The sequence below is a fragment of the Aquisalinus luteolus genome, assembly GCF_009712425.2.
Classification (GTDB): domain Bacteria; phylum Pseudomonadota; class Alphaproteobacteria; order Caulobacterales; family Parvularculaceae; genus Aquisalinus; species Aquisalinus luteolus.
In genome coordinates this window covers 878093-891598 of record NZ_VCJR02000001.1, presented here as the reverse complement: position 1 = coordinate 891598, position 13506 = coordinate 878093, and the positions used below count along the sequence as shown (strand labels likewise).

The following is a 13506-nucleotide window of genomic DNA, read 5'->3' as shown; positions in this document are numbered from 1 at the left end:
CCAAGTTCGAAGTCGAAACAGAGGAACAGCCTGCCCCGTGAGCAAGAGTGCCATCGCCCCGGATGAGGATGCCCCGCATATCCTGATCGTCGATGACGATTCGCGCATCTGCGAGCTGTTGAAGCGCTTCCTGAAGGATAATGGCTATCACGCGACGACGGCGAGCGATGCGGCCCATGCGCGCAAGCTGATGGCGGGGCTGGCCTTCGACCTGCTCATACTCGATGTGATGATGCCGGGAGAAACAGGCTTCGAGCTGACCCAGTCGCTGCGCGAGACATCCGCCGTGCCCATCATCCTGTTGACCGCGCGGGGCCAGTCCGACGACCGGATCGAGGGGCTGGAGCGCGGCGCGGATGATTATATGGCGAAGCCCTTCGAGCCGCGCGAGTTGCTCCTGCGAATCCGCAATTTGTTGAAGCGGCGCGAGGGCGATGGCACGCGCAAGGCGGAATATTCCTTCGGCGATTGCGTGTTCCACCCGGCCCGCGGCGAACTGAAACGCGCCGGCGAAGTGGTGAAACTGACGAGCGGCGAGCTGGATCTGCTGCGCACGCTGGTGCAGAAGCCGGGCGCGCCGATCTCCCGCGCGGCGCTGGCCGAGAAGACCTCCGCCGCCATGGACCGGTCGATCGACGTGCAGGTCACCCGCCTGCGCAAGAAGATCGAGGACGACCCGCGCAACCCGATGATACTGCAGACCGTACGCGGCGTCGGCTATGCGCTGATGGTGGACTGACGTGAGCCTGTTACGCCGCATCGCCCCCAAGAGCCTGTTCGCAAGGACGCTGCTGATCGTTGCCCTGCCCCTGTTCGTGACCCAGTCTGTCGTCACTTATATTTTCTTCAATCGCCACTGGGAGGAAGTGACCGGGAACCTGTCAGCCAATGTGGCGGGCAATATCGCGCTGGTCACCGAACTTTATCTGCAGGCGGAGGATGACGCCGCCCGCGAGGAAGTACTGCGCCTGTCGCGAGAGGATCTCGACATGGCGGTGCGTTTCCAGGAGCTGGGCGTGATACCCGAAAGCGACAAGGTCTCGCTGTTCTCCGTCCTCGACTCGACGCTGGAACGACAGCTGGAGGGGTCGCTGCGCCATCCGTTCTGGTACAACACCGCCGGCTACTGGGCCTATGTGGAAGTCCGTGTACAGCTCGATGACGGCTATCTGGTCTTCCTGCCCCTGCGCGAGCGGGTGTTCGTGACCAACGGCCAGTTCTTCATCCTGTGGCTCATCGCGACGACGATGCTGCTCGGCTATGTCACCATCGTGTTCATGCGCAACCAGGTGCGTTCCATCACCCGGCTGGCAGCGGCGGCGGAGGCGTTCGGCCTGGGTCGCGATATGCCGGAATTCAAGCCGTCCGGTGCGCGCGAGGTGCGGGCCGCGGGCAACGCCTTCATAGCCATGCGCCAGCGGATCAAGCGGCACCTGAACCAGCGCACGACGATGCTCGCCGGGGTCAGCCACGATTTGCGCACACCGCTCACCCGGCTGAAGCTGGCGCTCGCCATGCAGCCGGAAACGGATGATGTGCGCGACATGAAGAACGATGTCGACGAGATGGAGACGATGCTGGAGGGCTATCTCTCTTTCGCGCGCAACCAGAACGCCGAGGAGCCAGTGCTGTTCGACCTGACCGAGCTGGTCAACGAGGTGGTCGACGACAATGCCCGCACCGGCAAGCGGCTGCAGACCGACCTGCAGAAAGGCCTGCAGATCGATGCGCGCCGCAACTCCATGAAGCGGGCGATCTCCAACCTCGTCAGCAATGCGTTCAAGCATGGTCGCACCGTGTGCCTGACGACGCGGCGCGAGGGCGCGAATATCGAGATTATCATCGATGATGACGGGCCCGGCATCGACCCGGCTGAATATGCCGAGGCGTTCAAACCCTTCTCCCGCCTCGACAATGCGAGGAACCAGAACACGCCCGGCATCGGCCTGGGGCTAACAGTGGTGCGCGATGTCGCGCGCGGCCATGGCGGGGATATCGTGCTCGACAAATCGCCGCAGGGCGGCTTGCGGGCGATGTTGCGCATACCCGGTTAAAGGCTGTTTCACTCGCGCCGCATCGGCCCTATGTTGTCCCCATGAGCGATCAGACCGAGTCCCCCATCGAAGCGTTCAAGCGCGCCCTCATCCACACCACCCGCGCCCTCTCCTCCCAGGAAGAGGTCGACGTGTCGTTTGGCGGGGATGCGTCGAGCGTTGTCGGCAAGAAGGCGCGCATTCCGCTGCCGCCGCGCAAGCTGTCGCGCGAGGCTGCCGCCATCGCCCGCGGCCAGGCCGATATCGCCGCGCTGCGCCTCGCCCATCACGACACGATGACCCACATGCAGCTGGAGCCGCCGACGGGCGAGAGCCGCGCCATCTTCAAGGCGCTGGAAGATGCGCGGGTCGAAGCTGTCGGCTCCAACGCGCTGACGGGTGTCGGCGACAATATCGATGCCGTCCTCGAGAAGACCTGCCACGACAAGGGCTATACCCGGATGGAAGACCGGCAGGACGTGCCGCTGTCCGACATTGCCGGGCTGATCGCGCGAGAGCGCATGACCGGGCGGCCTGTGCCGAAATCCGCTGCGGCGCTCGTCGACATGTGGCGCGAGGAGATCGAGGCCAAGGCCGGTAAATCGCTAGACCTGCTGAAGGACCCGTCTGTGCTCGACAGCCAGGAGAGTTTTGCCCACCTCGCCCGCTCGATCATCCGCGACCTGGAACTGGGCGAAGATCTCGGCGACGAGGAACACAATGACGACGAACAGGACGCGCCTGACGAGGACGAGCAGGACGAGCCCGATGACGACGATGATCAGGATGAGGATGATGACGACACCGGCTCCGACACGCCGGACGAGTCCGTGCCTGATTTCGGCGAAGGGATGGACGGGGAAAGCGACGAGGAGAACCCCGAGGAGCAGGAAAGCCAGCTCGACCAGATGTCCGCCGACGAGATGCAGGGCGCGGCGGCGCGGCCCGTCTTCGAGGGCGACACCAGCGCCAATTACAAGGTCTATACCCGCGAGTTCGACGAGATCGCCGAGGCGGCGGACCTTTGCGACCCGGAGGAGCTGACACGCCTGCGCCGCCTGCTCGACCAGCAGCTTGAAAATCTGCACACGGTCGTCTCGAAGCTCGCCAATCGCCTGCAACGCAAGCTGATGGCGCAGCAGAACCGCGCATGGCAGTTCGACCTCGATGAAGGCATACTCGATGCCGCGCGGCTTGCCCGGGTGGTCGTCGATCCATCCCAGCCCCTCTCCTACAAGCAGGAGAAGGACCTTGAGTTCCGCGACACGACGGTGACACTGCTGATCGACAATTCAGGCTCGATGCGCGGGCGGCCGATTTCCATCGCCGCGACGTGTGCTGACATTCTCGCCCGGACGCTGGAGCGCTGCTCGGTCAAGACCGAGATCCTCGGCTTTACCACGCGGGCGTGGAAAGGCGGGCAGTCGCGCGAGAAATGGGCTGCCGATGGCCGGCCGGAACAGCCGGGCCGGCTCAACGATTTGCGCCACATCGTCTACAAGGCCGCCGATGCACCATGGCGCCGGGCGCGGCAGAATCTCGGCCTGATGATGAAGGAAGGCCTGCTGAAAGAGAACATCGATGGCGAGGCCCTGCTTTGGGCGCATGACCGGCTGGTGCGACGGCCAGAGGCGCGGCGCATCCTGATGGTCATCTCTGACGGTGCGCCTGTTGATGACACGACGTCTTCGACCAATGGCGGTGCCTATCTGGAGAAGCATCTGCGCGAAGTGATCAAGGTGATCGAGACACGCTCGCCGGTGCAGCTGATCGCCATTGGCATCGGCCATGACGTGACCCGCTTCTATTCACGCGCGCTGACCATTGCCGACGCCGAACAGCTGGGCGGGGCCATGGTCGACAAGCTGGCGGAATTGTTCGACGAGAACGCCTTCCGCCTGCCTTACGATGCCCGTGGCCATATGCTCGGCACGCCCCCTAAAGCAGGTGGCAGCAAGACTGCCTCTAAAATCAGCACACGCAGCAAACAGTAGATCCGGGGTTCCCATGCGCTTGTCCTTTCTTGGCCTGAGACTGACGGCGGCAGCGCTGGCAATAGGTATCGCCGCCCCGGCCATGGCTTCAGCCTGGATCGGGCATTCCGCCGACGCGCCGAAGTCCGTTGCGGCCCAGCGCGAGATCGGCGCGGCTTGGCAGGAAATCGAGATTACCGCCCGGCCCTTCGGCGAGAACAGCGCGACCGGTGAGCCAGCCCCCTTGACCATGGGCAAGCTGCGCCTCGCCGGGGCGCTGGTGCTGACTTCTCCGGATGAGGCGTTCGGCGGGTTTTCCGGCCTGCGCTTTGCCGCCGATGAAGGCCGGCTCTATGCGATCTCCGACCGGGCGAAATGGCTGCGTGCCGATGTAGACTTTGCCGAAAATGGCGCGGTCGAGAGCCTGTCCGGCGGGGTGCTGGCCAATTTCACCTTCTATGGCGGCGAGATCATCACCGGCGCACGGGCCGATGCCGAATCGCTGGCCCTGACGCCCGATGGCGGTGCCATTGTCGGCTTCGAGCGCGAGCACCGCATTGAATACTATACCCGCGAGGGAGACGAGTTCGTTATCGCCGCACGGCTGATGCCGAAGGACCTGCTGGAAAAACTGCCCGGCAACGAATCGCTGGAATCGGTCGTTATGCTGGCCGATGGCCGCACGGTGACGATTGCCGAAGGCACCGGTGACGGCCGGGCCGAGCGGCCTGGCTGGATCGCGCCGCCGGATATCCTTGCCGAGGGCACTGGCGACTGGTCGCCGTTTCAGTACGTTCCGGCGGAGGAGTTCTCGCCCACCGATATGGCTCAGGACCCGGAGACGGGAGACATCTATGTCGTCGAGCGGGCTTTCTCCCGTACCCTCGGCGTACGCGCCCGCCTGACCCGCTTCCCGCTCTCAGCCCTGCAACCAGGCGCGCTGATCGAGCCGGAGGAACTGGCCTACCTCAACGCCCTGCACGGGGTCGACAATATGGAAGGGCTGGATTTGCGCCGCCGGGAAGACGGGCAGCTGATGCTCTACATCCTGTCGGACGACAACTTCAACATCGCCCAGCGCACGGTGCTGATGAGCTGGATTGTGACAGATCGGCCCTTATAGCCGCCCCTAATACCCGCCGAGCCCGAGATGCGGCCGCAGGGAGCGGCGCAGCGAGCGATAGAATGGCAGGAAGGCCAGCGCCAGTACGGCCTTGATGCAGAAATCGACGATCAGCCAGCTGAGCCACGGCACGTTCTGCACCCCGCCGCCGGTGGAATAGACCACCGGAAAATAGATCAGAGCCTGTACCCCCAGGCCGAAGACCATGCCGTAGAATGGTGCGCGCCACCAGCGCCCGCCACGGGTCACGTCATAGACATGCACGGCGATGAGCTGGCCGACATACCAGCTGACGAAAAACCCGACCATGAAGCGCACGCCCGGCATGTCGCCCGGCTGCAATTGCGGGGCGAGATAGAACAGCATGGCGACAATGGCGATGGCCGCCAGCATCCAGGCGACACCCATGACACGGCCTGCATATACAGCGCCGTGCGAGCGAGTAATGCAGATCAGGACCGGCATGGAGAGGACCAGCAGCCCCTCGCCCCAGCTGAGCCAGTTGCTGGGCGATATGTTGTCCTGCCCGCCGGTCAGCCCGTCATAGAGACGCAGCGGCAGGTCGAGCAGCAAGATAGAGGTGATGAAGATAGGCGCCACGAACAGCGCATATTTCAGAATCTGCCAGGATCTGTAGAGCGCCCGCTGAAGCTGGCGGCGGACCTTGTCGGCCGCCGTTTCTTCCCGTTTGCGGAAATACTCGCCTATATTGACTGTTTCTGACTCGATACTCTGCGACATGATGGCGATTTTACCTCAAAACCACGCCGCTGAGCAGAAAAAAGTTACAGGCTCTTAAGCCGTAGCAGAGCGCAGGACTTCTTTTTTCACTTTCAGCGCAGCGGAAGACAGCTGCTCGTCCTTGGCTTTCATCAGGAAAGCGTCAAGGCCGCCGACATGGTCGACAGAACGCAAGGCGTGTGCCGAAATACGGAATTTGAACGAACGGCCAAGGCCTTCGCTCTGCAGCGTTACCTTGCACAGATTCGGCAGGTAGCGGCGCTTCGTCTTGTTGTGGGCGTGTGAGACGTTGTTACCCGTGATCGGGCCTTTGCCAGTCAGTTCACATACGCGGGACATGGGTCTGTATCCTTGCTATTCCGGGGCCGCCGCTGTCATGGGCGGAAAATCTGTCAAATCGAGCGACTGCACATACTTGAGAGCCTCTTTCCCGTCAAGCTTCCCCAACCAAATTTCAGCCTGTAATATGTGTCGGGTCGGTGCCGTTTCGGTGCGGCAGGCAAATCGGGGGATGGCCACATCAACAGAGTTTAACGGGTCCGGCTCGTGGAATTGTGATCAGATACCACAATTCTGCCCGCAATCAGGGCATTTTTGCCCCGATTGAGGCGTTAGAACGTGACCAAATCGATTGTGTCATAAAGGGATCAAGATGAAACACACACTGCGAAAGATTTCACGCAAATCACTGATCGGCGCAACGGCGCTGGCTGGGCTGAGCCTTGGTGCGGCAGCCTTCGCCCAGGTTTCGCTGAGTACCGACGTCAACCTGCCGGTCAATTCGCCGGAATGGAAAGAGCATTTCGCCGTCGATTTCATTTTCGAGCGTCCTGCCGTGCCCGCCGTGCCGCTGAGCGATGCGGTGCGCTATGAGGCGACCTATAAAGGTACAGCCGCCGGTCTGAGTGTCGGCAATATCAGGATGGTGGCCGATATCGGCAGCGAGGCCTACAAGATCGATTACCGGATCGAGCAAAAAGGTGTAGCGCGCTGGTTCTCCCAGACGGAAACCGACAGCCTGTCGGTCGGGACGCTGAAAGACGGCAAGCTGACCTCCCTCTTCTACCAGAAGCTGGAGGAGGAAGGCGACGACCACCAATATGTCGATCTCGTGCGCAACTCGGCCGACAACCGCTTCAGCCTGTGGTCGGACCCGCAATATGATCTCTATTGGCCGGTACCGGTGGAATATGCTGCAGGGACGGTCGATCCGATCGGTGCGCAGATCATGATGGGCTTTACCGACACGCCGGAAGGCAAGGACCCGTGTGACCGTGTGCTGAAGATCTATGACGGCAAGCGCCGCTGGGACATGACAATCTCGCGCGATGGCAGCAACGACCTGCGCTCACGCGATGGCTATACCGGCCCGGCGATCCGCTGCAAGATCAGGCAGAAGCGTGTCGCCGGGTTCAAGCCGGAGAAGATTGCAGAATCCATGCCGGATGGCGAGGTCTACCTCGCGCCGGTGCCGGAAGAGCTGCGCACGACCAACTTTACCTATGTGCCTGTACGGATGGAAGGCGATTACGGCATCATCAATGCCCGCCTGGAAGCGCAGGACATCAGGATCACCGGGCCTGACGGCAAGTCTTACAAGCTCGGTAAATAAGCCAGATCAGCGGGCGGTGTGACGATGCATCGCCCGCACCGTCTCGCAGATTGCATCGCAACTCGTGCCGGTAAGGATGGTAACGTGATCGTCCTTCGGAAATTCCACATACTTGCCGAAGCCTGACGCGATGCTGGCCCGATCGGCCATGGCCCTGATCATGCCATTGAGCATGGTCGAGGCATAGATTGCCGTCGGCAGTTTCTCGAACCCGCTACCCTCGAAATAATTCGCATCGTGATCGATCGCGGCAACTTCGTTGCGCGTCGCGCCGAGGTGTCGGTCGGAGCCATAGGACCAGATCTTGTCGGCTCGCGACTGGCCCTGCAGCTTGAAATTATTCGGGAAGTATTGCGCGATGGGCGATGCGAGCCCCTTTTGAGCGCCAAACACTGCGGTGCCGAGCAACAGACCGTAATTGGACCACAGGAAGCGTCCCTGCTTCTTTGCCAGCTGTTGCGGCGACAAGGCATCGATGAAGACAAGGCCGCGCAATTCCTCCGGATAAAGATTGGCATAGGTCTGCAGGCGCAGCCCGGCCATGGAATGCCCGAGAAGGATGAACGGCGACGACTGGCCGAGGGCAGCGCGCAGGCGGCGCATGTCCTCGACATGGAATTTTGGGCTGGGCGAGACGCCCTCCGGCATCGCATCGCTCGCGCCCATGCCGGCGCGGTCATAGAGGCAGATCCGGAAATCCTGTTTCAGGTTTTCCTTGATCCACCAACCATCGGCATAGATGCCGAACGCGCCAGCGTCGTACAGGATGAAGGGCGCATCTTCCGGACCGTCGATGAGATAATGCAGCCGCCGACCGGGTGCGACATCGATCATGTCGAAGCTCGGTTCAGGCTGTCCTTTGTCCGGCTGGCCCTTATCCATCAGCCTGCGTTCCGGTGGTCGTCGGCACCGGATAATCCGATGAGGAATGGCTGAGGATGGTCAGCGTGATGTTGCGGCCCTTGGTATAGTTATAGCCCTCCACCTGGCCGAGGATCTTCAGCGGCAAGCCCGCTTGCTCTGCCGCTTCGAGGAAGCTGACATACTCCCCTTGGCCGATGGCAGCGACGCCGCAGGCCTGGTTCCCGGCGAGATGGGCGATCACGCTGGCCTCATCGCCGAGCAGCGTATTGGTGCCAAAATTGAAGACAAGGCTTGGCTCGCGATAGTCGATGGTCGCCAGGTGCGGTGTCTCACAGCCGCCGATGGACGCGATCTCGGCCTTCAGTTCGCGGGACAGCCAGAACCGGTCCATGTTCGGCAGCACGGCACCGAAGGTGAAGATGTAGACACCGAGCGCCGAGAGAACGAGCGGCGGCAGGCGGTTGAAGGTGGGCTTCAGCGCAAGATAGATGCCTGTGCCTGCTGCGGCGATCCCGGCAAGGGCACCGAGCCATGCCGTAGCCGGCGCGGTCGTTTCCATCTCTCCAGCCAGCAGGAATGGCAGGAAGCCGATCAGCACGCTGACGAGGACGAACAACGCGGCGATGATCCAGTGGGCGATGCGAACGCCCTTCCCCTTCACCAGCTCCACACCATCGCGCAGGCCGAAGGCGGCGATCAGCGCCAGCGCCGGGAAGACCGGCAGGGTGTAATGCGGCAGCTTGGTCGCAACCAGCTCGTAGATAATCCAGAACGGCAGGAACCAGGCGACGATGAACTGCACGGTCGGCTCTGCCCGGCGGCGCCACGCGGCGACAGCGCCCAGCGCGATCAACAGGATGCCGGGCCAGAAGGTGATGAAGGACAGGAGCGTGTGATAGCCCGGCGGCGCGCCATGGGAATCGTCCCCCTTGGCAACCTTGCCCATCAGCGCGTGGCCAATGGAGTCGTTCCAGAACTCGCCCTGCGTTCTGATCATGATCGCCACAAACCAGGGCAGGAAGATCGCCAGCATGACGGCGATGCCCGGCAGGATGTGCAGGCGCTTGATGAAGGACAGGTCGCGCCGCCAAAGGGCGAGCACGATCAGCGCCGGGACGGAGACGAACAGGATGATTGGCCCTTTGACCAGGAGCCCGACACCCGTCGCTGCCCAGAAGGCGAGCGGCGCCCCGCGGAAGGCGAGCCTCTCCGCCTTTTCCCTGACGACGATGAAATAGAGCGCCACCATGGAGACGGCCGTCGCTGCCATCAGCACGGCATCGGTCTTGGCCATGCGGGCGTCGACGCTGGCCGACATGGAGATGGCGAGCAGGATGCCGGCGGCAAGCCCCACCCCTGCCCCGCCGAGCCGCGCGCCGAACCAGGCTGTCAGCCCGACGACGAAAAGGGTCGCGAAAAGCGATGGCAGGCGGTGCGCCCAGATCGGCGCGTCTTCCCCGCCGAGCGGCGTCGCCGTGATAACCTGCAGCCAGTATATGCCGACGGGTTTGACGTAGCGGTTCTGGTCCTGGAACTGGATGTCGATATAGTCGCCGGTTTCCATCATCTGGCGGGAGGCCTGCGAGTAGCGCGACTCGTCCCGGTCGATCGGCGGCAGGGTGGTAAACCCCGGCAGGGTCGAGATCAGCGCGATGATGATCAGCGCTGCCCATGCCCGTGGCGAGAGGGCTTTTGCATCGAGGTCGAGGTGGAGGATGTCCTGTACGCTTTTCATAGAGGTCAGCCTGCTTTTTTGTTCATGGCCATCTCGGCGACGAAGGCCCTGCCCGGCGTCTTGGTCCGGCGCATCAGCCAGACGACGCCTGTCAGGTCGAAAATGCCAGCGACCGCACGCCCGAAATTGGAGTATTTTGAAACGCCCGCCTGCCGCGGCCGGTTGTCGACCTTCACATAGCGGGTCTCAAACCCGAAATGCCGGGTAAAGGCGGGCAGGTATCTATGCAGCGCGTCGAAGAACGGAAACTGCAGGAACAGGTCGCGCGGAAGCAATTTCAGGCCGCAGGCGGTGTCAGGGCAATCGTCTTTCAACAGGCTCTGACGCAGGCCATTGGCAAAACGGGAGGCGAATTTGCGCGACGAGCCGTCGGTACGTTCGCGGCGCACGCCGCCAACGAGGCCAACCTCGCCGATGCGCGACAGATCCACCTCGCCCACCATGGCGAACAGGTCCGCCGGATCGTCCTGCCCGTCGCCGTCGAGCGTGCCCATCCATAGGCCCTTGCCCACCAGCGCGCCAGTGCGCAGGGCAGCGCTCTTGCCAGAGCGCTGCGGGTGCGTGATGAGGCGGACTTCGGGGTGGCTCGCGGCAAACGCCTCCACCGCCCCAGCAGTGCCATCCTCGCTGCCGTCATTGATGACGATGATCTCGGCGCCCAGACCTGCCGGCTGCTTGTCGAGAATTTCCTGCAACAGCGCGCTGATCGAGGCTTCCTCATTGAAGACCGGTATGAGGATTGAGAGGGCGGGGTCTGTCACTGAGTATTCCTGACTGGTAATCGCGCGGGTTGTGACCGCTTCTATAGCGTTGCGACGCTAGCCTGTCACGCAAGCGCGGATCAACTTGATAAGTGATGATCCGCGATTTCCACAGCAAGATCATATACGAAAAACAGTGCCATAGCATTAGTTGCACACTATGCTGCGACGAAAATCCTGGGCAGAGGAGCGCCTCTATGGAAGGCATGTTACACAATTCATATGTCGCACATGGCTATTGCCTGATGTGGAAGCCATGGCTGGTCGGCCTTCATGGCCTGTCGGACATCCTGACAGCACTGGCCTATTTCGCCATTCCGGTCGCGATCTTCATCTTCGTCAAACGACGTGGCGACCTGGAGATGAAGAACCTCGCATGGATGTTCGTCGCCTTCATTACCATGTGCGGGCTGACACATGTCGTCGGGCTGATCACGTTATGGGCGCCGATCTATGAGACAGAAGGATGGGTGAAGGGCGCGACGGCGGTCGTCTCGGTCATCACGGCGATTGCCATCTTCCCGCTGATCCCCAAGGCGCTGGCGATCCCCTCGCCCAGCCAGTTGCAACTGGTCAATGAGCAGCTGAGCGCCGAGATCGACGCTCACAAGAAAACACTGGCCGAGCTTGAAGCGGCACGGGCAGAGCTGGAGTTGCGCGTCGAGCAGCGCACGCAGGCCCTGAATGAGAGCCAAACTTTCCTGAAGCGCATCACCGATATCGCCCCGACGATGCTGTACGTCTATGACATCGAAAACCAGCGCAATGAATGGATCAACCGCAACGTCGTCTCTGCGCTCGGTTACGAGCCCGACGAGATACAGGCGATGGGCTCCGCATTGTTTCCGACAATCATGCATCCAGATGATTTCGCGCGCTTTAAGGATCATATAGAGAACCAGAAAAAGCTGGGTACTGAAGATAGCGTGGAATTCGAATACCGCCTGCGCGCAAGCGATGGCGAGTGGGTCTGGCTGCTGAGCCAGGAAATGGCCTACACCCGAAATAACGAGGGCGAGGTCACCCACATCATCGGTGCCGCCCACGACATCACCCTGCGCAAGGAACAGGAGGAACGCATCCACCTGTTGATGGCGGAGGTGAACCACCGTGCCAAGAACCTGCTGACTGTCGTGCAGTCTGTCGCGCGACAGACCTCGCGCCTGTCCGACCCTGCCACCTTTGCAGAAGATCTCTCGAACCGGCTTGCCGGTCTCGCCGCGTCGCAGGATCTGATCGTTCAGGGCGACTGGCAGGGCGTGCGCATGCGCGAGCTCGTTACCTCGCAACTGGGCCATCTGGGCGACAGCCAGCTTTCCCGGCTGGTCGTGGAAGGCGATCCGATCACCGTTTCACCCGCCGCCGCGCAAGGCATCGGCATGGCGCTGCACGAATTATCGACCAATGCGTTGAAATATGGTGCGCTCAGCAATGAGGCAGGCACGGTTCTTATTGCGTGGACGACAAAGATAGGCGATGAGGGCGAGAAATTCATCATCTCGTGGCAGGAGCGAGACGGGCCCATGGTCAGCCCACCGGAAAAGACAGGCTTCGGCAGGACCGTGATCGAACGCATGGCAGCTCATGCGGTCAGCGGCGATGTCGATCTCAGCTATGCCCCGGATGGACTGAAATGGACCCTGTCCGCACCGCTGGACAGGGTTCTGAACAGGACCGAACAGACAGGAAGGACCTGATGGGCCACCGCATTCTAGTCGTCGATGACGAACCGTTGATCGCCATGGAAATCGAGACCACGCTGTCACAGGCGGGCTTCGAGGTCGTGCATATGGCGCAAAGCGTTGAAACCGCCCTCACCTTTCTGAAGGACGGCGTGCAACTGGACGGGGCAGTGCTCGATGCCAATCTGCATGATGAAAGCGCAAGGCCAGTGGTCGAGCGCCTGCAGGAGCTGGGCGTACCGCTGCTAATGGTTTCAGGGTATTCAGCCGACCAGATCGGTCCCTGGGCAGAAGAAGTGAAACTGCTCCGCAAGCCGATCGTCTATGCCGAACTGATCAAGACCCTGAACGATATCCTTGCCTGAGCAGGACAGCGAGGACACTGCCGGTGACCGCCTTATGAAACGAATCCCATGCCGTCGTCGCTTGATGTGACCTGCCCGCGATGCGGCGGGCACGCCCGCTACGAGCATGCCGAGATCGCGCTCATCAACCGGAAAAAGAATATCGATTTCTTCCGGCATTCCCGCGATTTCAGCACGGCACGGGTGGAAACGCACGGCGGCAAGGCGAATGCCGCCATTCTCTGGCACGGCCTGCACCGCAAGGATCCGCTCACCGTACCGCCGCTACCGCGGGAAGAAAGGCTGGACGACTGGATCCGCAACCGGAACATCGGCCCGAAACTGGATGCGGGCGTGATCGCTTGCCCCGCATGTGGGCTACGGCGCAAGCACCTGCTGGATTGGCCGCATGACGCCCTGTTTCAGATCGAGCATCGCGGCAAGCTGTTGTGGGCCTTCACCCGCGACCATGCGCTGGAATTGCTGGACTATGTGCGATCCGAGAGCCGGTCCCGGGGCCAATACCGCCACAAGGTCTTCCTCATGAAGGTGCCGACCCATTTCCTGACTGCCAAGGCCCGTGACGATGTCTCGAAAAAGCTGGAAGCCTTGCTCAAGTCACAATAGCTTGGCCCAAA

General features: G+C 61.8%; 13 protein-coding genes. 8 read left to right on the top strand and 5 right to left on the bottom strand.

Annotated features, from left to right (window positions below):
- Nucleotides 1-37: 37 nt before the first annotated feature.
- Genes FF098_RS04010 through FF098_RS03995 form a run of 4 tightly spaced genes read left to right on the top strand, consistent with a single transcriptional unit; the run spans nucleotide 38 to nucleotide 5129 of the window.
- The gene (locus tag FF098_RS04010) at nucleotides 38-739 is read left to right on the top strand and encodes a response regulator (RefSeq protein ID WP_166426314.1); all 702 of its coding nucleotides are present in this window, start codon (nucleotides 38-40) and stop codon (nucleotides 737-739) included.
- Nucleotide 740: 1 nt separating this feature from the next.
- On the top strand, nucleotides 741-2054 hold the full coding sequence (locus FF098_RS04005) for an ATP-binding protein (RefSeq protein ID WP_155137711.1): 1314 nt from the start codon (nucleotides 741-743) through the stop codon (nucleotides 2052-2054).
- 41 nt (nucleotides 2055-2095) lie between these two features.
- On the top strand, nucleotides 2096-4027 hold the full coding sequence (gene cobT, locus FF098_RS04000) for a cobaltochelatase subunit CobT (protein ID WP_155137708.1): 1932 nt from the start codon (nucleotides 2096-2098) through the stop codon (nucleotides 4025-4027).
- Between the two features lie 13 nt (nucleotides 4028-4040).
- Nucleotides 4041-5129, top strand: coding sequence for an esterase-like activity of phytase family protein (locus FF098_RS03995; RefSeq protein WP_166426313.1), 1089 nt, complete (start codon nucleotides 4041-4043; stop codon nucleotides 5127-5129).
- Between the two features lie 6 nt (nucleotides 5130-5135).
- Here FF098_RS03995 and FF098_RS03990 read toward each other — a convergent pair whose 3' ends face one another.
- Both FF098_RS03990 and rpmB read right to left on the bottom strand, forming a co-directional pair.
- Entirely contained in the window at nucleotides 5136-5870 is a 735-nt protein-coding gene (locus tag FF098_RS03990) for a VUT family protein (RefSeq protein WP_155137701.1), read from the bottom strand.
- 54 nt (nucleotides 5871-5924) lie between these two features.
- Nucleotides 5925-6209, bottom strand: a complete 285-nt coding sequence (gene rpmB, locus FF098_RS03985) for a 50S ribosomal protein L28 (protein ID WP_155137698.1) — start codon at nucleotides 6207-6209, stop codon at nucleotides 5925-5927.
- 313 nt (nucleotides 6210-6522) lie between these two features.
- Here rpmB and FF098_RS03980 point away from each other — a divergent pair, with 313 nt between their 5' ends.
- A complete protein-coding gene (locus FF098_RS03980) occupies nucleotides 6523-7482 on the top strand; it encodes a DUF3108 domain-containing protein (RefSeq protein ID WP_155137695.1) in 960 nt (319 codons plus the stop codon).
- A 6-nt stretch (nucleotides 7483-7488) separates the two neighbouring features.
- On the opposite strand, the gene FF098_RS03975 is transcribed toward FF098_RS03980, so the two are convergent.
- From FF098_RS03975 to FF098_RS03965, 3 genes are read right to left on the bottom strand one after another with little or no spacing between them, the layout of a single operon-like run.
- Nucleotides 7489-8364: an alpha/beta hydrolase gene (locus FF098_RS03975; protein WP_155137692.1), complete on the bottom strand. Its 876-nt coding sequence runs from the start codon at nucleotides 8362-8364 to the stop codon at nucleotides 7489-7491.
- Nucleotides 8357-10081, bottom strand: a complete 1725-nt coding sequence (locus FF098_RS03970) for an ArnT family glycosyltransferase (protein WP_155137689.1) — start codon at nucleotides 10079-10081, stop codon at nucleotides 8357-8359. Before FF098_RS03970 ends, FF098_RS03975 begins: the two co-directional genes overlap by 8 nt.
- A 5-nt stretch (nucleotides 10082-10086) precedes the next feature.
- A complete protein-coding gene (locus tag FF098_RS03965) occupies nucleotides 10087-10842 on the bottom strand; it encodes a glycosyltransferase family 2 protein (RefSeq protein ID WP_166426312.1) in 756 nt (251 codons plus the stop codon).
- A 206-nt stretch (nucleotides 10843-11048) separates the two neighbouring features.
- On the opposite strand from FF098_RS03965, the gene FF098_RS03960 reads away from it, so the two are divergent.
- From FF098_RS03960 to FF098_RS03950, 3 genes are read left to right on the top strand one after another with little or no spacing between them, the layout of a single operon-like run.
- Nucleotides 11049-12539, top strand: coding sequence for a sensor histidine kinase (locus tag FF098_RS03960; RefSeq protein ID WP_166426311.1), 1491 nt, complete (start codon nucleotides 11049-11051; stop codon nucleotides 12537-12539).
- The gene (locus FF098_RS03955) at nucleotides 12539-12889 is read left to right on the top strand and encodes a response regulator (protein WP_166426310.1); all 351 of its coding nucleotides are present in this window, start codon (nucleotides 12539-12541) and stop codon (nucleotides 12887-12889) included. Before FF098_RS03960 ends, FF098_RS03955 begins: the two co-directional genes overlap by 1 nt.
- Nucleotides 12890-12937: 48 nt before the next feature.
- Nucleotides 12938-13495, top strand: coding sequence for a hypothetical protein (locus FF098_RS03950; RefSeq protein WP_155137681.1), 558 nt, complete (start codon nucleotides 12938-12940; stop codon nucleotides 13493-13495).
- Nucleotides 13496-13506 lie beyond the last annotated feature (11 nt).